We start from the raw sequence: 26,298 nt of genomic DNA on the forward strand, positions 1-26,298 counted from the left end.
AAGTACCTCCTCTGCTATTTTAATTAAGGGTCGTTAAGGGTCGACTTCAGTGACGACACCTCGTATATTAGCAGGAGGTACTTTTTTTATCATTCTTCATTTAAATTCATTACAGGAATGCTTCCTTATTACATAATTATAACAGCAACCAAACTTGAACTTAATAACCCAACAAGAACTGGGATGAAGTTTTTTCTAGCTAATTCAATAGGATCTACTCCAACAACACCAGCAGTTGCAACAAGGCCAAAAGCCCATGACGTTAAGGTTCCTCCACCAGTCCAAATTGCCCCCATTTGACCAATTGCAGCAAGCGGTGCAATTGATACATCCATCGTATTAGAAATCACTTCTGCAAAATTAGCAGTAAGTGCAATACCAGAAAAACCAGAGCCATCTAAACCTGATATTATACCCAATATCAGGTTGCCTAAAACGACTATAAAAGAATTCAATGGTACATGTTCTGTAAAAACTATCGCTATGTCAAACAGTATCTCATTCGCCTCTTTTCCAAGTATATTATATGTTTGAGAAGAACCTAGAAAGAAAAAACCTGTTACAGGTATAACTTTACTAAAAACTTTAATTGAAAAAACAAAACCTTCAGTTAAATAATTAGCGATATGATCTAAAAAACCTATTCCATATACTGTAGAATTGGCTATTATAATTATAATTAATGCTGTGCCTCCAAGTAAAGCTGTAGCCTCATTACCCTGGATGTCATAATAAATCATTAATATTAGAATTCCTATAAAAATACACGGTACTACTATAGCTAGTAGTGTTGATTTAAAGCTTTGTTTATAAGAATCTTTTTTTACTAATTTATGCTTTTTCACTTCAGTTTTATCTTGACAAAATTCTTGTTTGTACATAAAAAATGCTATTATGCTCGCTACACTACCTGTTACTATTGATAAAAGTGCTGCTTCAAACACTATTGTACCTGGTTCAAGACCAATCGCTCTTTCACTGAAACCAGGAGCCCCCTGTATTATAAAATCGCCACTCAAAGCCATACCATGTCCTAATATTGTCATACTAACAGCAGCTCCCATTGGCGTTAAGCCAGATTTTACTGCAGCTGGTACAATTATAGTACCCACCAATGCTGTCGTTGGTGTCGGCCAAAAAAATAGTGATAAAATATACATTACTATTCCTAATACCCAATATGAGACACTTGACGTTATCATAAGATATGTACAAGGTTTAATCATTTTCTCATCAGCATTTATTGCTTGCAAACTTTTAATCATTGCTGTCATAAGAGCAATCAATAGTATTAAATCTAGTAACTCACTACCAGCACTTAACATAGACCAAAATAAGGTTTGTAAGCCTAGTAAAACAGAATAGTCATGAAAAACGTATCCAATTAAAAAAGTACCTAATAAGCATACTGCTATAACATTTTTCCTAGCCAACATTGTTATTATTATTAAAAAAATGAAAAACAAATAAATCCCATGTAAAATTGTCATTGAATCTGGATACTCCTTTTTAAATATAGTTCATATTATTACATATGAAAGTATCCAGCCTAAAATTACTACACATTAAAAAACATCAAAAGCTAAAAAGCTTTTGATGTTTAACTAGTTATTCAGAAACCTCAACTATCATTTCAATTTCTACAGGACTATTAAGGGGTAGTTCACTCACGCCGACTGCAGCTCTTGAATGTTCTCCTTTTTTTTCAAATACTTCTCCTATGAAATCACTAGCTCCATTTATAACTTGTGGCTGTTTATTAAAATTAGTAGCACTACTCACATATCCTGTTAACTTTACAATCTTTGTTATTTTATCTAGATCGCCAATTTCTCCTTTTATAACACTTAGACAGTTAATAGTACATTGTTTAGCTGCTTCAATTCCTTCTTCTAAAGAGACATCTTCTCCCACTTTACCTTCATATTTAAGATCACCAGAAACTAAAGGTAATTGACCAGAAACAAACACAAGATTACCTGTTTTTGCTGTTGGGACATAAGACGCTACAGGCTTAGGTGGCTCAGGTAATTCAATTCCTAGACTTTGTAATTTTTGTTCCACTTTTGACATTATTATTCCCCCTTAAATTATAAAGTATTGCTTTAATATATTTCGTTGTAAATAAAATAAATCCTTTATTTATCTTTACCCAAAAATTAATAAACATATAGCTACTGAAGCTACAAATCCTACAAAGTCACCAACTAATCCAACACCAAGTGCATGTCTTGTCTTTTTAATTCCAACTGAACCAAAGTAAACTGTAAGCACATACAGTGTTGTATCAGTACTTCCTTGCATAGTAGAGGCTATTCTTCCTATTAAAGAATCAGGCCCATGTGTGTGTAGTAAATCAGTTGTCATTGCAAAGGTGCTAGACCCCGAAATAGGACGCATTAAAGCCATGGGAATAATTTCACCTGGTACTCTGAAAGCTTGAACTACCGGTTGTATTAAGTCTAATAAAAAATCCATAGCACCACTGGCTCGAAATATTCCTAATGCCGTTAACATAGCAACTAAAGACGGAATGAGTTTAACTGCAGTATCAAAGCCTTCTTTTGCCCCTTCAATAAATACATCAAAGACACTAATTTTTTTAAAGTGACCATATAATAAAGTAGTAATGATCATAGCAGGAACAGCCCATTTAGAGAGAAAATTAACAATTTCTAGCATCTTATACCTCCCCATTAACGAGTTACTTTCTGTAGGAATTTATCAACTGTTATAGCAGCTAGAGAGGATAAAAAAGTCGCCAAAACAGTTGTTCCAACTATTTCAGCAGGCTCGTTTGAACCTGCTGCACTTCTGATTCCTATAATAGCAGTAGGTACTAAAGTTAAACTTGAAGTATTAACTGCTAAAAATGTGCACATAGCATTTGTAGCTGTATCTTTTTTTTCGTTTAACTCTTGTAGATGCTCCATAGCCTTTAAGCCAAAAGGGGTGGCAGCATTTCCCATACCAAGAAGATTTGCACTCATATTCATCAATATAGCGTTCATAGCAGGATGATCTATAGGTACACCGGGAAATAAAAACCTAGCTAAAGGAGTAAGAGCTTTATTAATTAAATTTATAAGTCCTGATTTTTCTATTATCTTCATGATACCTAACCAAAATGTCATTATACTTATCAATCCAATTGCTAAGCTAACCGCTTCATCAGCTGAATCAAATAAGGCCTGAGTCACATCTTCCACATTATCATTAATAAAAGCAAATATAAATCCTCCAATAATGAAAAACATCCAAATTATATTTACCAAATTTCCCACCCCTGTTTCTACTACCAGTCTAGATTAAAAAATCTGTTGAAAAAGGAACGCTCTACGTCTCTTGAGGTCAATAATGACGCTTCTCCAATAACATCATTCTGTGATATGATTTCTATTCTTCCCACAACCTCGTGTTTATCTAGAGGTGCTTTTAATTGTTCTGGTAATTTCAAATTGTAACTTAAAGATTCCGACTCTTCCTCTTTAAGTGGTTTAACTATATCTCTACTAGCTATAAGAGAAATATTAGAAATTCTCCCACCTTCAACTGGAACAGTTCGTACAAGTTGACCACTTTGGAGCAATTTCTTCTGTTTGAAATTGTCAAAACTATAGTTGATTAAATTTTCAGCGTCCTGAAACATATTTGAAGCATTTAACAATGTCCCTACTATTTGTTTTCCATCTACACTAGCAGAAAATATCAGACATCGCCCTGCTTCATCAGTCCAACCTGTTTTCACCCCATCAGAAATATCCAATTTATCAAGTAATTTGTTATCATTATTCAAATATCGTCTTTTTACATCATCATTTGCAGGCCAAGGAATTGTATATTCGTTTGTACTAACTATCTCTGCTAACTTTTCATTATTAAGTGCTGTTTTTGCAATTATAGTCATATCATGAGCTGTCGTGTAATGATTTTCAGCGGGCAACCCATGAGGGTTTTTAAACTTACTATTTTTTGCACCAATTTTATGTGCTTTATCCGTCATTTTCTGAGCAAAATCGGGTACGGATCCAGAAACGTATTCTGCTATTGCATGAGCAGCATCATTTCCAGACTCTAACATTAAACCATAAAGCATTTCTTCTAATGTTAATGTTTCACCTTTTGATAAGTATATCGAAGAACCCTCTACGTTAGAAGCAGATTCACTAGCAGTTACTTTATCTTCTAAGTCACCCTCTTCTAGTGCTACCAACGCTGTCATTACTTTAGTTATACTTGCCATAGGTAATATTTCATCACTATTATGTTCATATAAAATACGTCCACTTGATACGTCCATTAAACTCACACTTTTAGCAGAAATATCTTCTTGTGAAATCTCTTCATTCCCAAATAGATGTGTAGGTGATATACACATTAATATTACAATTACTATAATAAAAAAATTAAAATTTTTCACATTCACCTAACTCCTTTGTATATGTTTTTATATTTCAAATATATTAAGTAATAAAAAAAAATATGCCCCCAACTACTCTTTTGGGGGCGTATCACTAGAACCATTATTTTCATTTTTGTGTGAAGTCATAGTTTTCAAATTATCTAATAGTTGAGGTGCTACATCAACTAACCGATCCCACAAGGGAGAATTATCTACTGTCATTAATCGAACTTGTTCATTTCCAACAACCAAAAAAGCTACAGGTTGCACTGAAACACCAGCACCACTCCCACCTCCAAAGGGAAGGTCAGAGTCATCTTCTTTGCTTTCTGTATTTTCAGGTTCGAACTCGCTACCACCTGCGGCAAAACCAAAACTCACTCTAGATATAGGAATTATAACTTTACCATCAGGAGTTTCTACTGCATCACCAACAATCGTATTTACTTCAACCATACCTTGAATACTTTCCATCGCGGTTTTCATCAAGCCTTGGATGGGATGTTCTTCCATTTTAATAACCTCCTTTTTAGTCCATTAATCATTAATGATAACCCAATTAATGTGATTTGATACCCATGTAAGTGAAATGTACACTCAAAATAAGTATCTAAGTATAATTTGTCGTAATAAGGTACAATAGCGAAGTCTTTATAAAAGTTTTTTGTTTTTTTCAAATGCTTTAGTAAATGATCCATATTTCCTAAAATAGTCCAGCCTACGCCATTAAGCATGGCAGTATAAAAGGCATCTGCTACCCCAACACCTGCTTTAATGATTAGTTTATGCAAAGTAATATATTTTAAAAGTAAAATTACCATTTGCAGTAAATTTTCTTTACTGCATACACTCTTTGATAATCTTTGTTTTAGATTTATATTTAGACCTAACCTCCCTAAGAGCCCTTTTTTAGTTTGTAAATCAGTTTCTGTTTTTAGATTACTTTGGTTGAAAATTAAATACGGTATTTTAACTTTAAAACTGATTAAGTTCCATAACAACCCAATAACTAAAGAAATATCTTCATCTTTCTGAGCTTTTCTTGCACTAACTGTTACAACTATCGGACTAACTAACATGAATATATAAAATAATGGTATTACGAAAACAAACTTCTTTAACCCCATTTTTACCACTCACCTATTTCTTTTAACTAATATTCTTACCAAAATCTAGATAAAATATGAAAATCCGATGGTATTTAATACCATCGGATTTTTTATGAATCTTTTATTGGCTTAATTGTAAAATCAAATTGGACTAAATAAAAAACTCCATAGTGGACCCAACTGTAATATAATTAATTCGCCAGAAAAAACTAATTACAGGAATGGTGCACACTATGGATCACTTTAAATGATACACCAACTTCCCGCAAGAATAAACACCTAAATGATTTCGAGCGAGGAAAAATTGAGTTACTGCATAAACAAGCTACACTCCCTACGCTATTGAAAAAATTTTAAATAGAGCATCAAACACTTTCGAAATGAACTAAAAAGAGGCACAGTAACCAAATCAAGGCTCTTAGACTATGTCAAATTTATTATCCAGATACAGCTAAAGGAATATATGAAAAGAACCGAAAGAACTGTGGACCTAAATTTAAGTTTTTACAATGTGAAGAATTCATCAATCATGCTACAAATTTGTTTTGAAATTCCAAGTTTTCTTTGGATTATATTTGTGGGTCTATCAAAAGACAAAACAAGTTCCCTAAAGAGACTATGGTATCAACTAAAAAGTTCTATAATTACGTTTATGCAAGTTTACTCAATATTAAAAACATCGATCTACCGCTAAAGACTAGACGCAGGACTAAACTTAAACGAATTAGAAAACGAAAAATATTTTAGGAACGAGTATTAGCGAACGACCTAAAGAAGTAAATGATCGCCAAGTATTTGGTCACTAGGAAATTGACATCGTGATTGTTAAGAAAACAACTGAACCTGTGTTACTAACTATTACTGAGAGGAAAACTCGCAAAGAAATTATACGTAAGATTCCTGCTAAAACGACTGAAGCTGTACAAGAAACTTTAGCAAACCTGGCTTATGAAATAAGTGATAGTTTTTCAAAAGTCTTCAAGAGCTTTACTGCTGATAATGATTTAGAGTTTGCAGATCTAGCATCTTTAGAGAAATTAGTAACACCAAAGTTTACTTTACACATCCTTACTCTTCTAGAGAAAGAGGAACTAACGAACAACATAACGGCTTGATTAGACGTTTCATCCTAAAAGGGGCTCTCTGATTTTTCATCACAAGCAATTGCTAAAGTTCAAACCTGGTACATACCTTACCCAGACGGATCCACTTATCTCCAGACGAGGCGTTCTTAGAACAGTGCAATGTTCTATTTAAGTAACAATTTTTATATTACAGTTGGAAACTAGTTCAACTTAATATTGCAATTTAGCGAATCTTTTATTGGACATTTTCGAATAAGTTTTCAGAGAAATCCTCAGGACGAGGTAAGTCATCAATAGAATTCAAACCAAAGTGAAGCAGAAATTTTTTGGTAGTCCCAAATAGTATAGGCTTACCAGGAACATCTTTTCGTCCCAATGACTCAATCAATTCTTTCTCTACTAAGGAATACAATACTCTATCAACTTTTACGCCCCTTATTTCTTCTATTTCAACTCTAGTAATGGGTTGACGATATGCAATAATAGCAAGCGTTTCTAACGCTGCTTGACTGAGTCTTCTGCTTTTATCAGTGCCAAACATTTTTTCTATGTAAGGTTTTAGTCTGGGTTTGCTTGTAAGTTGTATTCCACCTGCAACTTTACTAATTTCTACCCCCCAATTAGATGAAGATAACTCTTCTTTTAAACTTGCTATCACTTCGCGTATTACAGATATATCCTGTTCTAAAATTTGTGCAATTTCTCTGTAAGAGATTGCATCACCTTTAGTAAATAAAATCCCTATTATAAGTCCTTTTAATTCTTTAGCTTCCATTTACCTTCCCCCTATACGATTATTTTGGGGCATTTCTTAAATTAATCCAAAGTGGACTACTAATGTCCTGTTGAGATATATCTACCCTTCTTTCTTTAACCATATCGAGTAATCCAAGAAAAGTTGCAATTATTTCCGCTTTTGATGAAATCTTTTCAAATAATTCTTCAAACATTATACCTTTTTTACATCTTAGTAATCTTAACAACATTTCTTTTTGTTCTGATATTGATATTTCTTTTGTTTCAATATTTTTTATTGCATTATCCTTTTTTTGCTTATTTAATACATTATGGATTGCTTTTAATAGATCGTGTATTTTTAGCTCACCTATTTTAAGTTCTTTTTTTTCATCCGGCTTAATCGCTTCTTCTCTCCAATAAACCTGTAGTCTTTCATTCTCTTTTTCTTTTAAATGATGAGCTATTTCTTTAAAAAACTTATATTCGATAATTTGATTTATCAATTGTTGTTTAGGATCTTCTTCATCTTCTTCATCAACAGAAGAAGGAGTCTTAGGTAAAAGTTGCTTAGATTTAAGCTCCATCAATCTTGCTGCCATTACGAGAAACTCACTAGCTATTTCTAGGTTAAACTTTTCCCATTCTTCAATATATGAGATATACTGATCAGTGATCTCTGATATTGATACTTCATAAATGTCAACTTCTGCTTTTTTAGCAAGATGATATAAGAGATCTAAAGGTCCTTCAAAGTTTGGAAGAGTAATTTGGTATTTCATGTTTCACACCACCATTAAAATAGCTGAAATGGAGTATATAATACTGTTAATATGGCATTTGATACCGGACCTAATACTGTTCCAATAGCTCCTGAGATTATCAGAAAAATTAATATAATAAAACCATATTGATCTAAATAATCAAAATACCCCTCGAACTTTCTAGGTAATAGTGATCTTAATATACGAGATCCATCTAAAGGGGGAACTGGTATAAGATTAAACACTGCTAGAAAAATATTCAAAGTAACTATCCATTGCAAAACTTCATGTGTTTGTGCTAGCGTAATTTGGACGGAATGTCCTGCAAACATAGGTTCTGTGATTCTCACATAAATATCAGACACTACCAAAAAGATAAAAGCCATAATCAGATTACTTACAGGCCCTGCTAATGATACGAATAACATACCTTGGCGCATAGATATGTCTCTTCTAAAATTCACTGGATTAACAGGCACAGGTTTTGCCCAACCAAAACCTGCCATAGCAAGCATTAATAAACCGATAGGATCTAAATGGTCTAAAGGATTTAGAGTTAATCTTCCATGGGCTTTAGCTGTATTATCTCCTAAATAGTAAGCCACTCTACCATGTGAATACTCGTGTATTGTTAAAGCAATTAATAAAGCTGGTAATATATAAAGTATATTTCCTAAAAAGAAATTACCCATTTAATCTTTCTCCTTTCTTAGCAAAAAAATCTAAAACATATTCAAGCTCTTCTTCAGAGGTAGATACAATTCCATCTAATCTTGCTTTTCTAACCTCTTCTAATGCTTTTTTATATATAGGCCCGGGCTTAATTCCTAGATTTTTCAAGTCTTCACCGGTTATACTTATTCCGACACCTTTGAGATTTTCAAGAAAATAATAAACTTTTTCTTTTATACTCTTATTATCTTTTCTTGCAAGTACAAATAAAATAGTTTCTAAAGGATATCCATCTAATAACTCTACTAACTCGCTATTTTTTAAATCTTCTTCTAACTTTTTAGTTAAATAGTTCTCATGATTAATTGTTGTAAAAATCACTTCACGTATTTTTGTTGGTATCTTTAGTCGTTCAGATAAAGAACTTACTATTGGGGCTGGTTGATCATAGAACAAACAAGAGAAAATAAGAACCTCTTTACTCACAGACTTATTATATGACCTTTGTTCATACCACTGTAATATATCCTGAATAATAGAGATAGTTTCGATTTTATTCTCATTCAATTTCAGATCAGGGAAAATATTCTCAAATATTCCTATCTCATCCATTTTCATTAAAGCATCCATGAAATTTTCCTCATAAAAGACATTTCTAAACTCCTCATATAATTTTTCACCAGGTAACTTATCTAATACACCTGTAATCAAACTATTTTTCATAAATAATAAAGTCTGATCTTCAATAGTAAAGTTAAACCGTGCTTCGAAACGTATACCTCGAAAAATTCTAGTAGGGTCTTCTACAAAGCTAAGATTGTATAATACTCTAATTATTCCTTCTTTTAAATCTTTCGCACCATCGAAGAAATCTAATAATTTACCGAAAGTTGAACCATTTAATTTAACTGCTAAAGTATTTATGGTGAAGTCTCTTCGATATAAATCTTGTTTTATAGTGCTTTGCTCAACTTCAGGTGAAGCAGCAGGAAACGCATAGTATTCAATTCTAGCAGTAGCAAAATCAACATGCTTTCCTGAAGGTAAAGTAAGTCTTGCTGTTTGATATTGTGGAAAGGTTTTTAGTTTGCCATTTAAGTAATTTTTTAGTGATTTTGCAAAACTAATCGCATCATTTTCAACTACTAAATCTAAATCTAAATTATCTTTTCCCAGTAAGAGATCTCTTACAAATCCACCGACTCCATAAACTTTATATCCTTCTTTATCAGCTTTTTTACCAATTAAATATAATATTCCCATAACTTTATCTGGTAAACGTTTAGTCATTAACTCCGTTATATCAGTAGTGTTTTTTTCTAACTCTTCTAGATAAAAGTTATTTTTTTCTGTTTCTTTATTTTCAATTCCATGTTGTATTTGTAACAAATCAGTTCTTGTAACTATTCCTACAAGATTGTCATTATTATCAACCACAGGTAATCTACCAATATCGTTTGATACTATTAAATGTTGAATTTCTTTTAAGGTCGCATCAGGTGTTATAGTTATCGGCTTTTGTGACATATATCCTTTTACTGAAGAATGCCCAAATCCGTGATGTTTAGCTTTTTCAACATCTCTTCTGGAAATTATACCTAATAATTCTTCTTTATTAGCATTATCGTCTTGATTACTATTTACTACAGGAAGTCCACTATGGCCATATTTATGCAATAACTTTTCTGCTTTGTTAATAGTTGTTGACGCAGAAATGATATTGACAGGGGAAGACATAATTGTACGAGCACAAATATGCACCGGAAGTCGCAACTTCAATGATTCAATTAACTTTTCTTTAATTTCATGTATACTTACATCCTTTATGACAGCAGAAGCTGCTTGATCATGTCCTTTACCATCAAATGGTTTTAAGATCCTTGGTATACTAATTTCTTCTCTTTTGCTTCTTCCAATCAAAAATACTTTTTTCCCCATTTTCACGATTATAAAAAATAGGTCGGCATTTTCTATTTCCATAAGTTTATGCACTAAAATTGCAGCCCCATTGAGATACTCATCCTGTTTTGCAACAGAAACCCCAATTTGATAGTCGTTAATCGAAATATGATTAGTATTATCTAAAAGTTCATCAAGTAAAAGACGTTGGTTATCAGTTAAGTTTAAAGTAACATAATCTCTTATTATCTCAAGCTGAGCACCTTGTTCTAATAAGAAAGAAACTGCCTTTACATCCCGAGTCGTTGTACTATTATATGTTAAATTTCCTGTATCTTCATATATACCAAGTGCTAATACTGTTGCTTCTATCGATGTTATATCTAAACAATTTTCTTTTATCTTTTCTACTAATATTGTTGTTGTTGCTCCTATTTCTTCACATAACTCATAAGTCGGTGTTCTAGTTATGTTTTTATGTAGATGATGATCATATAATACCAATTTGTTGACTTTACCGACTGCATCTTTTAGTTTGCCAATTCTATTTTCATCTCGTGTATCTACTATTATCAACTCTTCTATTTCATTAATATTAAATGTTATTTTTTCTATAAAGGGAAACATATCTTTATACAGTGAATAAAAGGCTCGCACATTTTGATTTAACTTAGGCGGGACTACCATTTTACTATCTTTATTTAAAATATTATATCCGATCATTGCGGCCAATCCATCGAAATCTAAATTCTGATGAGAAGTTATTACCTTCATAGGTGGGATCAGCCTCCTTTTTATACTTACTACATTATACCATAGTTATAAAATTTAAAAAAGCAACCTTAATTTAGGTTGCTTTTGCAGTCATTTGATTTTTACGGTGTAGCATATCAGTAAAAGCTTCAATCCTTGTTTTTAAACCTGCTACGCCTTTATGTTCATCCATTACAATAGTTAAAAAGGGAATATCTAAATCTTTACTAACTTTCGGCATTACACTTTGTGCTATTATTTCTGGAGTGCAAGTAAAAGGAAGAAGATGAACTATTCCATCATAGCCCTCTTGTGCTTTTAAAACTGCTTCACCAACAGTTTCTTGACCATGTCCCCCTACAAATCTACTAATATAGGGTTTTGCGGCTTCTTTTATTTCTTTATTTTTACTTAAACCCAAAGACCCACACACTACATTGTCGATTATCCAATCACTAAGGTAAATACCTCTACTTACTTGCGCTCCACTTTCTCCTAATAATTTTTCAATCTCCATATTAGCAGTTCTCTCTAATACCATATAGATTTCACCGACTAACGCAATTTTTATTGGCTCAAAATTTTTATTTATTAATTGATCTAGTGTTTTTTCTGTTTTCTCTAACAATTCATCTAATTGACTGTTACTTTCTATGTTTAATACTTTATCTTGAAATTCTTTTTCAATGTTATCTATCTCTCTATAATAAGTGGTTCTTGGTCTTACATATTTGACTTTTTTATCTAATTCATCTAGTAATCTAATTTTTTTGTATGTTAATTGTATCGAATTCAAAACTTTGTTCCACGATATATTATTTCGTATTAAGTTTAATTCTTTTAACATCTCTTTCAAGTTACCTCTAGGTGGTTCTATTACAATCATTTTAAAATCATAACCTAAACTCTTTAATATCCTTTTTTGTACTTCAGCATAATAACCAAATCTACAAGGACCCACACCACCTAACATCACTATGGTATCAGCACCTTCTTCTAACGCTTCAATAAAATTTCCTACGTTTATCTTTAAAGGAAAGCAAGCAAACTCTGGTGAATGTTTTGAACCTATTTCGATAGTTTTTTGAGTAATAGGTGGTGGTAAAATTATATCTAATTCTAATGACCTAAAAAGTGATTTCATAGGTAAAAAAAGACTTCCCATATGGGGAAAAGTTACTTTCATATTGCCTCTCTCCTCCTATTTAACATATCAATAAAAGCTTCAACCCTTGTATTTAAACCTGCTTTACCGGTATGTTCATCTAATGTTAATATCAATAACGGAATATTGTTTTCAGAAAATTCACGTTCGCAAATCTCTATAATTAGTGAATCTGGTCCACACCCAAAAGCCACAGGTAATATCACACCATCTACTTCTCTTTTATCTATCTGTCTTAAACTAGCACCTAAAATTTCTTCTCCAAAAGACCAAAAGGTAGGTTTATATAATCTATTAAGACCATATTCTAGTTCTGAATCAGTATACATTTCTGCTGTAACAGGTTTTGCTTTTAGCTCTCTAAGTTTATTTAAAATACCCATATTAATAAATTCATCATTTACGTTATAGGTGTGACCAAAGACGCCAATTTTCAAAATTTCTGTATTATCATTCAAATCTGTATTATTTTCTAGTAATTCAGTAGGTAAATATCCTTGCTTTAATTTTTTTATATACAAATTTTGTTCTTTTTTTGCTTTTTGATGAGCTAATAAAGTAGTTATGTATGACCTAGTACCACACTCATTGCTAAGCTTCAACAATTGAGAAAAAAAGTGTCTTCTACTCTTTTGTGCATTAACCTCAATTTCTAATAATTTATTATTCGCCATATCAGACATATTGCTAATTATGTCTGATATAGCGAATAACTTTGGACAATAATATTTAGCTTTTTTGTTACTAATAACGTTAGGAATAAATACTTTATCTATACTAGAATCCTTTAGTAGCTGTAGTACATGACCAAAATATACTTTAACTGGTAAACAAACATCATCAACTGCAAAGTTAACACCTTGAGTTAAAGTATCCCTATTTGTTTTTTGGGACAGCACTACTTGATGTCCTAGGTTTTCAAAGAATGTTTTCCAGAATGGAAAGTCATTGTAATATAAAAGACCTCTAGGGATTCCAATTTTCATATTTATCTCCTCTACTTTCTCTTCCTGTAGTAATCTTTTGTTTTTAACGCATCCGGTCTACCAAAACTTCTCATTGGTACTGGTTTTCTAAATATAATGGATAATAAAGCATTCCAATTAAATGGAAATAATGGCCAAAGATAAGGAACACCAAAGGATTTTGTTTTAGCTAATAGAACAATAAATCCTAATAACCCAATTACAAAGCCATAAATTGTAAATGTTCCTATTAATATCAGAAATACCAAATGAGGTATTCGGTTTGCTAATTGTAATTCAAAACTAGGAGTAGTGAACATTCCAACTGCTGCAATACTTATATACAGTAAAACTTCAGGTGTAAAGAGTTGTACTTCAACGGCTATCTCACCAATTAATAACGCGGCTACTAAACCCAAAGCAGTAGCTAAGGGCGATGGAGTGTGTACTGAAGCTAATCGTATTAAATCAATAAAGAAGTGAGCCATAATAAATTGAATAGCAAGCGGTACTGGTCCAACTTCATCTGGTCCGATAAAATCCAAGCCAGGAGGTAATAAGTCTGGTTCTAAAGAAAATAATAACCATAATGGTGCAAGAAATATACTTGTAAATATCCCAAAAAATCGCACCCATCTTAAATAGGTACCTGTAAAGGCATTTTGCCTATACTCTTCCGCATGTTGAACATGATGGAAAAGAGTTGCAGGTGCAATAATAGCTGATGGAGAAGTATCTACAAGTAAAACGACATGCCCTTCTAATAAGTGAATGGCTGCAACGTCTGACCGTTCTGTATATCTCACCTGAGGATAGGGATTCAAAAACTCTTCTATAATGTATTCTTCTACTGTCTTTTCTGCCATTGGGATACCATCTAAATCAATATTTTTTATTTTTTCCTCTATGTTTTCTAACAATTCAGGGTTTGTTACATCATCTATATACAATAAGGCCATGTCAGTTTTAGTTCTTTCACCAACTCGATATGGCTTTACTCTTAAACGTTTATCTCTAATTCTTCTTCGTACAAGACCAATATTAAAAATTATTGTTTCAACAAAACTATCACGCGATCCTCTTGTTACACGTTCAGTATCAGGTTCTTCTGGATCTCTAGCAGGGTACCATCTAGTATCTAATAATAAAGCTTCTTTAGACCCATCAACAAATAATACCATTTGTCCGGCTAATATTTCATCAATAATGTCATCTAATTGATAATTCTTTTCTATTTCTGTATATGGAATAGTTTTCTTTAATATTTTTTCAAAACTATTTGGTACAATTTCTTCATGAGATACATCAACTAAATTTTGCATAATTAATGTAATAACTTGGTCATCACCAAAAGTATCAATATAAGACAAAACAGCCTTTTTATTACCAATCTTAAATTCTCTAATGACTACATCAAAGCTAATATCAGCCCCTAGATGTTTTTCGATATATTTGACATTATTAGAAATTTTTTCATCAACTTTTTTAGTTTGAACATCTTCTGACAATTAACTCCCTCCTAACCTTTGGGATCAAAAATTAATGCCATAATAAAAGCAAAAATAATTGCTGACGTAATGCCTGTACTCGTTAGTTCGAACATACCAGTTAAAACCCCTACAATACCAAACTGTGCTGCTTCTGCTATTGCTCCCTGAACCAAAGAGTTTCCAAAACTCGCAATGGGTATAGAAGCTCCAGCACCAGCAAATTCAATTAATGGTTCATAGACACCTATCCCTGATAATATACCTCCTCCAACAACAAAACCTACTAACACCTGTGCTGGAGTGAAACGAGTCAAGTCAAAAAGTAATTGTCCTATTACACAAAATAGCCCTCCTACTATAAAAGCAGTTACATAACTACCCACTAGTATCACCGCCAACATTTTGATTATTACTAGAAGAAATATTTTCTAAAACCACTGCATGACAAATAGTTGGAATTGTAACATTCTGCTGTACTATTTGCGGATTATGTAATGCTCCAGTAGCCATAATTAAGGCCCTTGATAACTTATTTTGCTCAAATAATTTTAAAACATACCCATATGTGACTGTTGCAGAGCACGCACACCCACTTGCTCCACCATGAACATCTTGGTCACTACCATAAATTAACAAACCGCAATCATTATGGTACATAGCTACTTCAATTCCATCATCTTCGCATAATTCTCTAAACATTGAACTACCTTGTATACCTAAATCGCCAGTAAAAATTGCATCATAGTCTGAAACTTGTTGGTTTGTATCTTCTAAATGATTTTTAAGTGTGTCATAAGCGGCAGGTGCCATTGCTGATCCCAAATCATAAGCATCTGATATACCCCAATCCAACACTTTACCAGTGGTAACATAGCTAATCTGTGGTCCTACATCCTCTTGAGATATAATTGCTGCCCCTGCACCTGAAACTGTCCACTGAGCATAAGGAGGTCTTTGACCACCATATTCAGTAGGAAATCTAAACTGTCTTTCAGCACCTTTGTTATGACTAGACGTCGCAGCCATAACATTATTAGCATACCCTCCATCAATAGCCTTAGAAGCTAAAATTAGTCCTTCTGTCATTGTCGAACAAGCTCCAAACAGACCAAAGTAAGGGATACCAAGTTTTTTAGCTGCTAAGTTTGAAGATGCTGTTTGATTTAATAAGTCACCAGAATAAAAAAAATCTATGTCTGATGTAGTTAGTTCTGCTTTTCCTAAAGCCTTTTTACATGCTTTATATAAATAAGTACTTTCAGCTTGTTCCCAACTTGGCATTCCTAATAAATCGTCTTGACTTACTTCATCAAAGTATTGCGAAAGTGGTCCCTGTCCTTCTTTCGGACCAACCACAACACCTGTGGATTTTATAGAAGGTTTAGATAATAAGCGATTCGTTTGAGATCCTAGTTTTTTTCCACGCATAATTTAAGTCGAGCTCCTTTCATAGCAATATAAGAAGCTTACTAAATGATTGCTGATATCAACCCAATAAAAAAAGCAGTAACAACACCATAAACAATTACAGATCCAGCTAAAACAAACATTTTTGACGCTACACCGTGAACAAAACCTTCACGCTTAAATTCAAGAGCAGACGAAGTAACAGAATTAGCAAAACCTGTAATTGGAATGGCCGTTCCAGCTCCCGCAAATTTAGCTATTTTATCAAAAACACCTAATCCTGTTAATAAAGCTGCTATAAAAATCATAGTTGCAACTGTAGGATCTTGAGCATCTTCAGGGCTAAAACCAAAGTATATATAGAGATTTTGGACTGCCTGACCAATCAAGCAAACAAAACCTCCAACAAAAAAAGCGGTTAAAACATTTTTAACAAGAGGCGGTTTAGGGTGTTTTTCTTTAGCAATCTGACTATAATTATTTTTAATTTTATCTTCCATAATTTTTTTCACCCCCTTACTAGATTTCCCTTAACAAATAGATTTATACATAAAAAAGCACCCTAAACGGGTGCAATAGGCTTATCTTGTAACTTCAAAAGCAACTTTTACATTCGCCTTATATTCTGTTAATTCCCCATCACGTACACCTGCAGTCATATTATAAACTTCTACACCTGAAATATTATCTATTGATTTACACGCATCATGTACGGCATTTTTCACTGCATCTTCCCAACTATGCCGTGATTCACCAACTAACTCTACTACCTTTACTGTCTCCATTTTATAGCCTCCTTGGATAGAAAATTCAATATTAGTTTGTGAACGTAATCTGATTTTATTCATATTAACCTGGATCTTTTAAATACTCTTTTAGATAATTTAAGATTCTCTTTTCCATTCTAGATACCTGTACTTGTGTTAATCCAAGAATCCTTCCAGTTTCACCCTGACTCTTTTCCATATAGTATCTTAGCACTATTAATTGACGTTCTTGCTTATCAAGCTTTTTTAAAGTTTCTTGTACTGTTAATTTATTAAAAATTATATTATCAAAATGCGTATCTGGTAGGGTATCTAATAACAATTTTTGATCTCCTTGATTCTCATCCTTTGAGTCATTAATAGGCTTATCTAAAGAAACAGGAGATTGGTTAGCTTCTTCTGCTGCTACTAATTCTTCACGAGTAACTTCTAATTCTTTAGCAACCTCTCCAACAGTCGGCTCACGTCGTAATTTTAAGGTCAACCATCTACGTACTTCCTTAGCTTTTTTAAATAAATCAGTTAAATTTCTACTTATTTTTATAGGATGATCATCACGTAAAAAGGTTTTTATCTCACCGATTATAAGAGGTACAGCATAAGTTGAAAACTTTACATTCCTTTTAGTATCAAATCTATCTACAGCCTTAACTAATCCTATCAGACCAATTTGAATCAAATCTTCTTTATCCACGCCCGAACCGGAAAACCTCATTATTACTGATTTAACTAATTTGATATTTTGTTCAATAACTTTTTTTCTAGCTTCACGATCCCCATCATTTTGCCACTTTTTTATAAGTTTTAGAATCTCTTTTTGATCTAAAGTTTCATGAGATTTATTTAATACACTAGTAGTCATACACTACTCCTTAGAATCAGAAAACTTTTTAGACATTGTAATCAAAGTTCCTTCATTTGGGGCTGATTTAACTTCTACTTCATCCATAAAGTTTTCCATAATAGTAAATCCCATTCCTGATCTTTCCAGTTCAGGCCGTGTTGTATAAAGAGGTTCTTTCGCTTTATCCAAATTTTTTATACCTACACCAAAATCTTGTACTCTTAAAAACAATTCGTCCTTCTTTATCTCTGCTGTGAGTTTAATGTTCCCATTATCATTAGGGTAACCGTGTATTATACTATTTGTAACTGCTTCACTTACAGCAGTCTTGATATCATTTATCTCTTCAATCGTTGGATCTATACGTGAGACAAATGCTGCAACAACAACACGGCAAAAAGATTCATTTTGCGAGTTACTAGAGACCCATAATTCCATATAATTTTCAGTTTGAGTCATTTTACTCCCCTCCTAAAGTTTTCTCTCTAGTTCAGATAGATTTTGATAATAATTTATTACTTTTGTTAAACCAGACATCTCAGCTAACTTTTTAACTTGTTCATTCATACCACAAGCAAAAACTTGTCCATTTTGAGATTTTATTTTTTTGTATCTGCCTAAAACAGCTCCAATTCCTGAGCTATCCATAAATGATAAATTAGATAAGTCTAGAACCAAATTATCATAAATACCTTTTTTTAACTCTCTATCAATTTTTTCTCGAAATAAGTTAGATGTGTGATGGTCTAACTCTCCCGAGAGATGAACAATTAAATTCTCTCCTTTTTTTTGCACATTTATATCCACTCAAATCACCCTCCCCCATCTTATTTTTACCAATCAAAACTTGTCATTCTACTAATTAATAGTAAACTCCTTCTATTAGAGGAAAAATTGCACAAAGTACAATTTTTCCCGCTAAAATGCAATCAATCGTCACTGCTGTTGTCTCCAAATTTAACCCAATAGTTGATCATCTTACTCATATAGTCAATAAAATTAGCTTCTTCAATAGTCTCTGCAGAAACTAAATCAATTTCATACTGTTTATCATCTGCTAACACTTTATAGTTTCCCACTTTTTCGCCTTTCTCTATAGGTGCCATTACTCCCTCTGGAATATTATATTCTTCTTGGAGTTCTATCTCATCTTCTCCCTCATCTAATACTAATTTCATATCCTGTTTAGCTTTTAAAGGAAGCCTATCCTTTTCTCCTTTGTAAATTGTGGTCTGTGCTAAAATATCATCTTTATTAAAAATCTTTTCGGTCCTGTAATTTGCAAAGCTATAATCTAATAACTTCATAGCATTTTCAAAACGATCTTCCGATGTTTCTTCTCCCATTACAATTGCTATAAAGCGATCACCATCTTGTTCTGCTGTTGCTGAAATAGAATGGCCGGCTTGTTCAGTAAACCCAGTCTTATAACCATCACACCCCGGATAGTCATTTATTAATCTATTTGTATTACTAAGATATACACCATCTTCTTCATCTTTTGAAACTTTATCACCTTTTAGAAAATCTTTGATTAACCAAATAGATAACCAATCATATATTTGTGAATAATTATCTAATTCTTTTGACATAACAAATATATCATGGGCTGTGGTAACATGCTCGTCGTGATGGAGTCCATGTGGATTTTCAAAGTTGGTATTTTTCATTCCTAATTCTTTAGCTCTATCATTCATATCTTCTACAAAATTTTCTTTTGTCCCAGAAACATGCTTAGCTAATGCTACTGAAGCATCATTTGCAGACCCAACAGCTAATGAAGTAATTAAATCTTCAACATTGATTTTATCTCCCTGTGACAAAAAGACAGTTGTACCAGGAATACCTTCAGATTCTTTAGGTACTACAACTTCATCATTTAGACTTATTTGATCTTTTTCTAGTGCCTCTAGAGTAAGTAATAGCGTCATAATCTTTGTAATACTAGCAGGATATACTTCTTCATGTATATTACTTGCTTCTAGAATCACACCACTTTTTGGTTCACCTAATAAGTAAATAGAGCTGTCTAAATTTATTTCTGATTTTGCATAAATAGGATTTATACTACCTAACAAGATTGAAAGTGTAAATATCACAATAACAAAGTAAACAACGGTCTTAATCTTTGTACAGCTGTAACTCATAGTTTTATATTCCCTCCTGACTTACAAAATTATTATTTTTAGTTTTAGTAATTGTTGCTTTAAAAATTCGTAAAAAAATAAAAGGCCCCTAGAAAATGGGCCCTTGATTTACACTATCTGGTTATTTAATTAATTGGATCAAGTTCACCTGGATTTGATTCAATTGTAATCATTCCATATATAAGATGTTTATCCTCTGTTGGTTGTTCACTTATCTCATAAGAAATATCTAATACTGGTAGCGCATCATTTAACTTTTGTTCCTCGTTGTACCATATCTTGGCAATAGGTTCATCTTTTTTAACTTTATCGCCGGTTTTTTTTAATAATTCTACACCAACTGATAAATCAATCTCATCTTCCTTGGTTTTTCTACCAGCACCTAAATTCACACAAGCAAGCCCAACCTTTCGTGCATCTAAAGATGAAATATACCCTTGTGTAGATGCTTTTAACGTTTTAGAGTGCTTAGGGGTTGGTAGTTTACTATTATCATGAATTGCTCGATAATCTCCATTTTGTACTTTAATCAATTCTTCAAACTTTTCTAAAGCTTCACCATTTGTTATTTTTTGTTGTAATAGATTTCTTCCCTGTTGTAATGTTTCAACTTTTTCACCTAATAGAAGTAAATTCGCACCTAAATGTAGACAAAGATCCTCAAAATCTTTGGGACCTTGACCTTTAAGTGTATCAATAGCCTCAATAACTTCTAGGGCATTTCCAACATTTTTACCTAGAGGTTGGTCCATATCACTTATAACAGCTATCGTTTTCCTTCCTAAATTATCACCTATATTTACCATTTCATGCCCCAATGCTATTGCATCATCTAATGTCTGCATAAAAGCACCCTTACCGACTTTAACATCTAATACAATCGCATCCGTCCCTGCCGCTAGTTTTTTACTCATAATAGAACTAGCAATCAAAGGAATTGAATCAACAGTTCCAGTGACATCTCTTAAAGCATATAATTTTCCATCAGCAGGTGCCAAATCTTTTGTTTGACCAACAATAGCTATGTTATGTTTGTTAACTCTATCAACAAAATCATCCATAGTTAAATCTATTTTTAAACCTTGAAAAGCTTCAAGTTTATCAATTGTACCTCCTGTGTGACCTAGCCCTCTTCCTGACATCTTAGCTACATTTAACCCTGCTGAAGCTACAAGTGGTCCTAGTGTTAAAGTGGTTTTATCACCAACTCCACCAGTACTGTGCTTATCAACTTTAATTCCTGAAATAGATGATAAGTCTAATGTCTCTCCCGAGTTAACCATTGATTGTGTTAAATTGGCAGTCTCAACTTGAGTCATACCATTTAAAAAAGCGGCCATTAAAAAAGCTGATATTTGATAATCAGGAATGTCACCTTTAGTATACCCTTGTACTAGGTAGTCTATTTCTTCTTTAGTTAGCTCTTTATTATCTCGTTTCTTAATAATTAGATCATCAGTTTTCATTATTGGCACACCCTTTCTACATCTGTTTAAGTGTAGTTTTAACAAGTTGTTGAAATTCTTCCTTTACTCTAGTGGTAACTTCTTGTACTTCTTCGTGAGTCAAACGTTTATCTAAAATTCCCGCTGCCATATTGGTAATACATGATATACCTAGAACTTTCATGCCAGCATGATTAGCTACTATAACTTCAGGAATTGTTGACATACCAACAGAACTTGCACCTAACGTTCGTGCCATATTTATTTCGGCTGGTGTTTCATAAGAAGGACCAGGCACTCCCATATAAACTCCTTCATATAGATTAATTGATAATTGATCTGCTGCTTTTTTCGCAACTTCTCTTAATTCAGGATTATAAGCATATGTCATATCAGGAAAGCGTGTTCCAAATCTATCTTCATTTTTACCAATAAGAGGATTATCACCAAAAAAGTTGATATGATCCTGAATAAGCATTAATCCACCTACAGAAAAGTTCTTATCAATTCCCCCTGCTGCGTTTGTCACAATCACTTTATCTATACCTAGAGCTTGCATAACTCTAACAGGTAATGTAACTTCTTTCATTGAATAACCTTCATAGTAATGAAAGCGTCCTTGCATTGCCATAACTTGTTTTCCTTCTAAAGTACCTATAGCAAGTCTACCTTTATGTCCTTTAACTGTTGATTCCGGAAAATGAGGAATATCTTTATACGGTATGTATTCAACATTATCAACTTCTTCTGCTAAACTCCCTAGCCCAGAGCCAAGTATTAACCCTGCCTCTGGTGTTTTTTCAATCTTGTCTTCAATAAAGTTCTTCGCTTCTTGAATTTGATCAAAGTTCATAAAAAAGAACCTCCTTTTTTATTATCATTAATCTATCTAACTAGTTCATCCGCGAAGCTACTACCATTTGGTGTCTTACCTACCTCTAACAAAGATGTAATAGTTTGCCCTACATCTGCAAAACTCTCTCTAGTATATAAATCCACAGACTTAAGCTTATTATTATAAACTAGTAATGGTACATATTCACGTGTATGATCAGTTCCTGGATGTCCTGGGTCACAACCATGATCTGCAGTAATAATTAACAGATCATCATCATTTAAAGAAGCAAGTATATTAGGTAAATAAGTGTCAAATTCAAATAAAGCTTTATAATAGCCTTCTGGGTCATTGCGGTGACCATAAAGCATATCGAAATCAACTAAATTAGTCATTATTAATCCTTTAGTTTCTTCAGAAATTGTGTCAATAGTTTTTTCAATACCTTCTAGATTAGTCTTTGTAGGATAAGATTTTGTTACTCCCTTTCCAGCATAAATATCATTAATTTTACCTATACCTACTACATCGAGATTATTATTTTTTATAAGACTTAACATATTAGGAGTTGGTGGTTTAATTGAAAAGTCTTTTCTCCTTTCAGTTCGTTTGAAATCAGGGAATTCTCCAACAAAAGGTCTTGCTATAACACGTCCTACCCCATGTTCTCCTTGTAATAATTCCCTCGCTATCTCACAAAGTTCATAAAGTTTTTCGGGAGATATAACTTCTTCATGCGCAGCAATTTGAAAAACACTATCAGCTGATGTATAAACAATTGGATAACCATTGTCAATATGTTCTTGACCTAAGTCCTTAATTATTTGAGTTCCTGAAGCAGGGTAATTACCTAAAGTTTTTGTTTCTATGCGAGCTTCGAATTCTTCTATCAAGTCTTTTGGAAATCCTTTTGGGTATACAGGGAAAGGTAAATCAAGGACAGTACCCGCAAGTTCCCAGTGACCAGTTGTAGTATCTTTACCCGGAGATTGTTCTTTCATCATTCCATAAGAGCCTAAAGGTTTCTTTTCAGCATCTAAGTTAGGGATATCAGTTATATTTCCTAATCCTAAACTCTGTAAGTTTGGGAGTGAAAAGTTCTGAACCCCCTCCGCTACATGTTTTAAAGTAAAACTTCCTTCATCTCCATATTTATGTGCATCAGGTAGTGCTCCTAATCCAACACTATCTAGAACAATTACAACTGCTCTATTTATATTCAAAATAAATCCCCCTTTAACATAGTAATATTTCTATTTTATGCTCTCGGATGTGCCTTAGAATATACATCCTTTAATCTCTTTTTTGTTAATTGTGTATATATTTGTGTTGTTGAAATATCAGAATGTCCTAACATTTCTTGAACTGCTCTTAAATCAGCTCCATTTTCTAATAAATGAGTCGCAAAAGAATGTCTTAAAGTATGTGGCGTAATTTTATTCTTAATCCCTATTTTCTCAGCATACTTTTTTATAATTTTCCAAAAACCTTGTCTTGATAAACGTCTGCCATGATGATTTAAGAATAAAGCCTGTTCTGAAAGATTTTTTCTAAATCTAGCACGACTTTTACTAAGGTAATCTATTAATGATTCAATAGCTATTTTACCTAATGGTACGATCCGTTCTTTCTCACCTTTACCTTTACACAATATGTATCCATTCCTTGTATCTACATGCTCAACATTTAAAGAAATTAACTCACTCACACGCATTCCTGTAGCATAAAGCAATTCTAGCATCGCTTTATCTCTTTTACCCTGAAAAGTTGTTTGATCAGGTTGGTCCAATAAGTTGTCCACTTCGTCAGGAGATAAAACCTCTGGTAACTTTTTTTCTTGTTTAGGTGATTCAAGGTCAGTTGAAGGATCTTCTCGAATCACTCTTTCTTGAAGTAAAAATTGAAAAAAAGATCTAATAGAAGCTAAATTTCTAGTTATTGTAGATGGAGCTCTTCCTTTATCGTATAAATACATTAAAAATTTCATTATATGAGTTCTTTTAACTTGTGTCCATTCAAAGATTTCACTATCATGTAAAAATGTGAAAAAACTATACAAATCCCTTTGGTAAGAATTTAGAGTGTTATCTGAAAGCCCTCTTTCTACATTAAGATAATAAATAAACTCTTGAATTGTTTTTTTCATAGGCATACACCTTTCATTTTAAATCTAATATTACAGATCCCTTTTAAAATAAGTTTCAACGTAAATTATAAAATTCCTCCGACAAATTTCTTTAAAATCCATAATTATAGAAGTCTACTAAACCTGATATTAATGATTCCCACAATCCATAGCCTCCAGTCACTCGTTCTAATGATTTTTCAGTATAAATCCAATCATAATATTGTTCTGAAATTAGTGGAGATGATACTATTAAAAAGATACTCTTTAAGGTAAGTAAAATAATAAGAAAAGTTATAAAAATAGTATTTTTCAATTATCTCACCCCATTTCTTTATAATATACTATGTTTGATTATTAATAATCATGAAGGGATTATTTGAAACTTAATAGTGATTGCAATTATTCGCTACAGTACCCTCCATACTTGCGTGCACATAAAAAAACAGTTGGGACATTTCCCAACTGTTAGTACTTATTATAATACTTCATCAATAGAAGTATAATCCATCCCTAAAGAATTTGCTACTGGTTTGTATGTTAATTTGCCTTCTACTGTATTTACACCTGGCTTAAGAAGTGAATCTTCTTGAACAGCTTTCCTCCACCCTTTGTTAGCTAATTTTATTGCATAAGGTAATGTAACATTAGTTAGTGCGATAGTTGAAGTTCTTGGAACAGCACCAGGCATGTTTGCAACTGCATAGTGAACTACTCCATGTTTTTCATAAGTAGGTTCTGCATGTGTTGTAACTCTATCAATAGTTTCAATTGAACCACCCTGATCAATAGCAACATCAACAATAACAGAGCCATCAGACATTTTAGAAACCATATCTTCAGTTACCAACTTAGGTGCCTTTGAACCAGGTACCAATACAGCACCAATTAACAAATCTGTTTCCTCTACAGCTTCCTCTATGTTCAATGGATTACTCATAATTGTACCTAAACGGTTGTAGAATAAATCATCTAAATAACGAAGTCTAGCCGGGCTGATATCTAAGATAGTTACGTCTGCCCCCATACCTAAAGCTATTTTTGCAGCATTTGTACCAACAATACCGCCACCTATAATAGTAACTTTTGCAGGTCTTGTTCCAGGAACTCCTCCCATTAAAACTCCCTTACCACCGTTAGTTTTTTCTAAAAATTTAGAACCCATTTGAGTAGCCATTCTTCCAGCAACTTCACTCATTGGGGTTAATAATGGTAAAGATCCATCAGCTGCTTCAATGGTTTCATAAGCTATACCAGTCACTTTTCTTTCAATCATTTTTTCTGTTAACTCCGGCTCAGCTGCTAAATGAAGGAAAGTAAATAGTATTTGCCCTTCTTTCATTAGTTCATATTCTGGTGGTAAAGGTTCCTTTACCTTCATAATCATATCTGCCTTATCATACACTTCTTTTGGTGTTGATACAATATCAGCACCAGCTTCTTTATACTTTTCATCGAAAAAACCACTACCAGTACCAGCATTAGTTTCGATAACCACATCATGTCCATTTTGTTTCAAGGCTACAACTCCTGCTGGAGTTAGTGCCACACGATTCTCATTCGGTTTAATCTCCTTAGGTACACCAATTAACATTAAAATAGCCCCCTTTAAATATACTTAGGAATCAATCGTTTTTTTAAACGTTCAATTTAAATATAACACATTTGGTTATACGTGCCAATATATTT

At 32.9% G+C, this 26,298-nt stretch carries 28 protein-coding genes and 1 pseudogene; 1 reads left to right on the forward strand and 28 read right to left on the reverse strand.

Annotated features, from left to right (window positions below):
- Nucleotides 1-128 precede the first annotated feature (128 nt).
- The 7 genes from CDO51_RS05220 to CDO51_RS05250 form a co-directional block, all read right to left on the reverse strand.
- Nucleotides 129-1,436 carry a hypothetical protein gene (locus CDO51_RS05220; protein WP_158212331.1) on the reverse strand — a complete coding sequence of 436 codons (1,308 nt, stop codon included), beginning with the start codon at nucleotides 1,434-1,436 and terminating at the stop codon, nucleotides 129-131.
- Nucleotides 1,437-1,608: 172 nt separating this feature from the next.
- The gene (locus tag CDO51_RS05225) at nucleotides 1,609-2,073 is read right to left on the reverse strand and encodes a RidA family protein (protein ID WP_089023256.1); all 465 of its coding nucleotides are present in this window, start codon (nucleotides 2,071-2,073) and stop codon (nucleotides 1,609-1,611) included.
- 75 nt (nucleotides 2,074-2,148) lie between these two features.
- Complete coding sequence (locus CDO51_RS05230) at nucleotides 2,149-2,682, reverse strand: spore maturation protein (RefSeq protein WP_089023257.1); 534 nt, start codon at nucleotides 2,680-2,682, stop codon at nucleotides 2,149-2,151.
- 14 nt (nucleotides 2,683-2,696) lie between these two features.
- Nucleotides 2,697-3,275, reverse strand: a complete 579-nt coding sequence (locus tag CDO51_RS05235) for a nucleoside recognition domain-containing protein (protein WP_089023258.1) — start codon at nucleotides 3,273-3,275, stop codon at nucleotides 2,697-2,699.
- Nucleotides 3,276-3,295: 20 nt separating this feature from the next.
- Complete coding sequence (locus CDO51_RS05240) at nucleotides 3,296-4,420, reverse strand: D-alanyl-D-alanine carboxypeptidase family protein (RefSeq protein WP_089023259.1); 1,125 nt, start codon at nucleotides 4,418-4,420, stop codon at nucleotides 3,296-3,298.
- A 72-nt stretch (nucleotides 4,421-4,492) separates the two neighbouring features.
- Nucleotides 4,493-4,915, reverse strand: coding sequence for a GerW family sporulation protein (gene ytfJ / locus CDO51_RS05245; protein WP_089023260.1), 423 nt, complete (start codon nucleotides 4,913-4,915; stop codon nucleotides 4,493-4,495).
- Complete coding sequence (locus CDO51_RS05250) at nucleotides 4,888-5,529, reverse strand: DUF2953 domain-containing protein (protein ID WP_089023261.1); 642 nt, start codon at nucleotides 5,527-5,529, stop codon at nucleotides 4,888-4,890. The genes ytfJ and CDO51_RS05250 overlap by 28 nt, the downstream gene beginning before the upstream one ends.
- Before the next feature lie 219 nt (nucleotides 5,530-5,748).
- On the opposite strand from CDO51_RS05250, the pseudogene CDO51_RS15320 reads away from it, so the two are divergent.
- Nucleotides 5,749-6,772, forward strand: a pseudogene (locus tag CDO51_RS15320) (IS30 family transposase).
- 59 nt (nucleotides 6,773-6,831) lie between these two features.
- Here CDO51_RS15320 and scpB read toward each other — a convergent pair.
- From scpB to ald, 21 genes are all read right to left on the reverse strand, one after another.
- Entirely contained in the window at nucleotides 6,832-7,371 is a 540-nt protein-coding gene (scpB, locus tag CDO51_RS05260) for an SMC-Scp complex subunit ScpB (protein WP_089023262.1), read from the reverse strand.
- A 19-nt stretch (nucleotides 7,372-7,390) separates the two neighbouring features.
- Nucleotides 7,391-8,113, reverse strand: coding sequence for a segregation and condensation protein A (locus CDO51_RS05265; protein ID WP_089023263.1), 723 nt, complete (start codon nucleotides 8,111-8,113; stop codon nucleotides 7,391-7,393).
- 14 nt (nucleotides 8,114-8,127) lie between these two features.
- Nucleotides 8,128-8,787 (reverse strand): site-2 protease family protein, encoded by a 660-nt coding sequence (locus CDO51_RS05270; RefSeq protein WP_089023264.1) that lies wholly within the window; start codon nucleotides 8,785-8,787, stop codon nucleotides 8,128-8,130.
- Nucleotides 8,780-11,440 carry a CBS domain-containing protein gene (locus CDO51_RS05275; RefSeq protein WP_089023265.1) on the reverse strand — a complete coding sequence of 887 codons (2,661 nt, stop codon included), beginning with the start codon at nucleotides 11,438-11,440 and terminating at the stop codon, nucleotides 8,780-8,782. The genes CDO51_RS05270 and CDO51_RS05275 overlap by 8 nt, the downstream gene beginning before the upstream one ends.
- 73 nt (nucleotides 11,441-11,513) lie before the next feature.
- Nucleotides 11,514-12,605: a 2-hydroxyacyl-CoA dehydratase gene (locus CDO51_RS05280; protein ID WP_089023266.1), complete on the reverse strand. Its 1,092-nt coding sequence runs from the start codon at nucleotides 12,603-12,605 to the stop codon at nucleotides 11,514-11,516.
- Nucleotides 12,602-13,570, reverse strand: coding sequence for an acyl-CoA dehydratase activase-related protein (locus tag CDO51_RS05285; protein ID WP_089023267.1), 969 nt, complete (start codon nucleotides 13,568-13,570; stop codon nucleotides 12,602-12,604). Before CDO51_RS05285 ends, CDO51_RS05280 begins: the two co-directional genes overlap by 4 nt.
- 11 nt (nucleotides 13,571-13,581) lie before the next feature.
- On the reverse strand, nucleotides 13,582-15,057 hold the full coding sequence (locus CDO51_RS05290) for a spore germination protein (RefSeq protein WP_169710426.1): 1,476 nt from the start codon (nucleotides 15,055-15,057) through the stop codon (nucleotides 13,582-13,584).
- A gap of 11 nt (nucleotides 15,058-15,068) precedes the next feature.
- The gene (gene spoVAE, locus CDO51_RS05295; RefSeq protein ID WP_240503492.1) at nucleotides 15,069-15,422 is read right to left on the reverse strand and encodes a stage V sporulation protein AE; all 354 of its coding nucleotides are present in this window, start codon (nucleotides 15,420-15,422) and stop codon (nucleotides 15,069-15,071) included.
- The gene (gene spoVAD, locus CDO51_RS05300; protein ID WP_089023269.1) at nucleotides 15,415-16,467 is read right to left on the reverse strand and encodes a stage V sporulation protein AD; all 1,053 of its coding nucleotides are present in this window, start codon (nucleotides 16,465-16,467) and stop codon (nucleotides 15,415-15,417) included. The genes spoVAE and spoVAD overlap by 8 nt, the downstream gene beginning before the upstream one ends.
- Nucleotides 16,468-16,508: 41 nt before the next feature.
- Nucleotides 16,509-16,946 carry a stage V sporulation protein AC gene (gene spoVAC / locus CDO51_RS05305; RefSeq protein ID WP_089023270.1) on the reverse strand — a complete coding sequence of 146 codons (438 nt, stop codon included), beginning with the start codon at nucleotides 16,944-16,946 and terminating at the stop codon, nucleotides 16,509-16,511.
- A gap of 81 nt (nucleotides 16,947-17,027) precedes the next feature.
- Nucleotides 17,028-17,231 carry a dodecin family protein gene (locus CDO51_RS05310; protein ID WP_089023271.1) on the reverse strand — a complete coding sequence of 68 codons (204 nt, stop codon included), beginning with the start codon at nucleotides 17,229-17,231 and terminating at the stop codon, nucleotides 17,028-17,030.
- A 64-nt stretch (nucleotides 17,232-17,295) separates the two neighbouring features.
- Nucleotides 17,296-18,075 (reverse strand): sigma-70 family RNA polymerase sigma factor, encoded by a 780-nt coding sequence (locus CDO51_RS05315; RefSeq protein ID WP_089023272.1) that lies wholly within the window; start codon nucleotides 18,073-18,075, stop codon nucleotides 17,296-17,298.
- Nucleotides 18,076-18,078: 3 nt separating this feature from the next.
- Nucleotides 18,079-18,516, reverse strand: a complete 438-nt coding sequence (spoIIAB, locus tag CDO51_RS05320) for an anti-sigma F factor (RefSeq protein ID WP_089023273.1) — start codon at nucleotides 18,514-18,516, stop codon at nucleotides 18,079-18,081.
- 12 nt (nucleotides 18,517-18,528) lie between these two features.
- Nucleotides 18,529-18,864 carry an anti-sigma F factor antagonist gene (gene spoIIAA / locus CDO51_RS05325; RefSeq protein ID WP_089023274.1) on the reverse strand — a complete coding sequence of 112 codons (336 nt, stop codon included), beginning with the start codon at nucleotides 18,862-18,864 and terminating at the stop codon, nucleotides 18,529-18,531.
- Between the two features lie 122 nt (nucleotides 18,865-18,986).
- Complete coding sequence (locus CDO51_RS05330) at nucleotides 18,987-20,204, reverse strand: D-alanyl-D-alanine carboxypeptidase family protein (RefSeq protein WP_089023275.1); 1,218 nt, start codon at nucleotides 20,202-20,204, stop codon at nucleotides 18,987-18,989.
- 125 nt (nucleotides 20,205-20,329) lie between these two features.
- Nucleotides 20,330-21,670 carry a pyrimidine-nucleoside phosphorylase gene (locus tag CDO51_RS05335; protein ID WP_089023276.1) on the reverse strand — a complete coding sequence of 447 codons (1,341 nt, stop codon included), beginning with the start codon at nucleotides 21,668-21,670 and terminating at the stop codon, nucleotides 20,330-20,332.
- A gap of 16 nt (nucleotides 21,671-21,686) precedes the next feature.
- Nucleotides 21,687-22,502 carry a purine-nucleoside phosphorylase gene (locus CDO51_RS05340; protein ID WP_089023277.1) on the reverse strand — a complete coding sequence of 272 codons (816 nt, stop codon included), beginning with the start codon at nucleotides 22,500-22,502 and terminating at the stop codon, nucleotides 21,687-21,689.
- Between the two features lie 32 nt (nucleotides 22,503-22,534).
- On the reverse strand, nucleotides 22,535-23,701 hold the full coding sequence (locus tag CDO51_RS05345; protein WP_089023345.1) for a phosphopentomutase: 1,167 nt from the start codon (nucleotides 23,699-23,701) through the stop codon (nucleotides 22,535-22,537).
- Between the two features lie 41 nt (nucleotides 23,702-23,742).
- Nucleotides 23,743-24,630, reverse strand: coding sequence for a site-specific tyrosine recombinase XerD (xerD, locus tag CDO51_RS05350; protein WP_089023278.1), 888 nt, complete (start codon nucleotides 24,628-24,630; stop codon nucleotides 23,743-23,745).
- Between the two features lie 91 nt (nucleotides 24,631-24,721).
- Entirely contained in the window at nucleotides 24,722-24,925 is a 204-nt protein-coding gene (locus CDO51_RS05355) for a hypothetical protein (RefSeq protein ID WP_089023279.1), read from the reverse strand.
- A gap of 162 nt (nucleotides 24,926-25,087) precedes the next feature.
- Nucleotides 25,088-26,203, reverse strand: a complete 1,116-nt coding sequence (gene ald, locus CDO51_RS05360; protein ID WP_089023280.1) for an alanine dehydrogenase — start codon at nucleotides 26,201-26,203, stop codon at nucleotides 25,088-25,090.
- Between the last annotated feature and the right edge of the window lie 95 nt (nucleotides 26,204-26,298).

Origin of the sequence: Natranaerobius trueperi (assembly GCF_002216005.1) — a bacterium.
Classification (GTDB): Bacteria; Bacillota; Natranaerobiia; order Natranaerobiales; family Natranaerobiaceae; genus Natranaerobius_A; species Natranaerobius_A trueperi.

Bases quoted from the DNA above. Each gene is read 5' to 3' on its own strand.
- ytfJ (WP_089023260.1), bottom strand. From the start codon at position 4,915: ATGGAAGAACATCCCATCCAAGGCTTGATGAAAACCGCGATGGAAAGT.
- CDO51_RS05330 (WP_089023275.1), bottom strand. From the start codon at position 20,204: ATGAGTTACAGCTGTACAAAGATTAAGACCGTTGTTTACTTTGTTATT.
- CDO51_RS05280 (WP_089023266.1), bottom strand. From the start codon at position 12,605: ATGAAAGTAACTTTTCCCCATATGGGAAGTCTTTTTTTACCTATGAAA.
- CDO51_RS05275 (WP_089023265.1), bottom strand. From the start codon at position 11,440: ATGAAGGTAATAACTTCTCATCAGAATTTAGATTTCGATGGATTGGCC.
- CDO51_RS05270 (WP_089023264.1), bottom strand. From the start codon at position 8,787: ATGGGTAATTTCTTTTTAGGAAATATACTTTATATATTACCAGCTTTA.
- CDO51_RS05220 (WP_158212331.1), bottom strand. From the start codon at position 1,436: ATGTTGGCTAGGAAAAATGTTATAGCAGTATGCTTATTAGGTACTTTT.
- CDO51_RS05265 (WP_089023263.1), bottom strand. From the start codon at position 8,113: ATGAAATACCAAATTACTCTTCCAAACTTTGAAGGACCTTTAGATCTC.
- CDO51_RS05335 (WP_089023276.1), bottom strand. From the start codon at position 21,670: ATGAAAACTGATGATCTAATTATTAAGAAACGAGATAATAAAGAGCTA.
- spoVAC (WP_089023270.1), bottom strand. From the start codon at position 16,946: ATGGAAGATAAAATTAAAAATAATTATAGTCAGATTGCTAAAGAAAAA.
- CDO51_RS05225 (WP_089023256.1), bottom strand. From the start codon at position 2,073: ATGTCAAAAGTGGAACAAAAATTACAAAGTCTAGGAATTGAATTACCT.
- xerD (WP_089023278.1), bottom strand. From the start codon at position 24,630: ATGAAAAAAACAATTCAAGAGTTTATTTATTATCTTAATGTAGAAAGA.
- CDO51_RS05310 (WP_089023271.1), bottom strand. From the start codon at position 17,231: ATGGAGACAGTAAAGGTAGTAGAGTTAGTTGGTGAATCACGGCATAGT.
- CDO51_RS05315 (WP_089023272.1), bottom strand. From the start codon at position 18,075: ATGACTACTAGTGTATTAAATAAATCTCATGAAACTTTAGATCAAAAA.
- spoIIAB (WP_089023273.1), bottom strand. From the start codon at position 18,516: ATGACTCAAACTGAAAATTATATGGAATTATGGGTCTCTAGTAACTCG.
- CDO51_RS05230 (WP_089023257.1), bottom strand. From the start codon at position 2,682: ATGCTAGAAATTGTTAATTTTCTCTCTAAATGGGCTGTTCCTGCTATG.
- ald (WP_089023280.1), bottom strand. From the start codon at position 26,203: ATGTTAATTGGTGTACCTAAGGAGATTAAACCGAATGAGAATCGTGTG.
- scpB (WP_089023262.1), bottom strand. From the start codon at position 7,371: ATGGAAGCTAAAGAATTAAAAGGACTTATAATAGGGATTTTATTTACT.
- spoVAD (WP_089023269.1), bottom strand. From the start codon at position 16,467: ATGCGTGGAAAAAAACTAGGATCTCAAACGAATCGCTTATTATCTAAA.
- CDO51_RS05285 (WP_089023267.1), bottom strand. From the start codon at position 13,570: ATGAAAATTGGAATCCCTAGAGGTCTTTTATATTACAATGACTTTCCA.
- CDO51_RS05250 (WP_089023261.1), bottom strand. From the start codon at position 5,529: ATGGGGTTAAAGAAGTTTGTTTTCGTAATACCATTATTTTATATATTC.
- CDO51_RS05340 (WP_089023277.1), bottom strand. From the start codon at position 22,502: ATGAACTTTGATCAAATTCAAGAAGCGAAGAACTTTATTGAAGACAAG.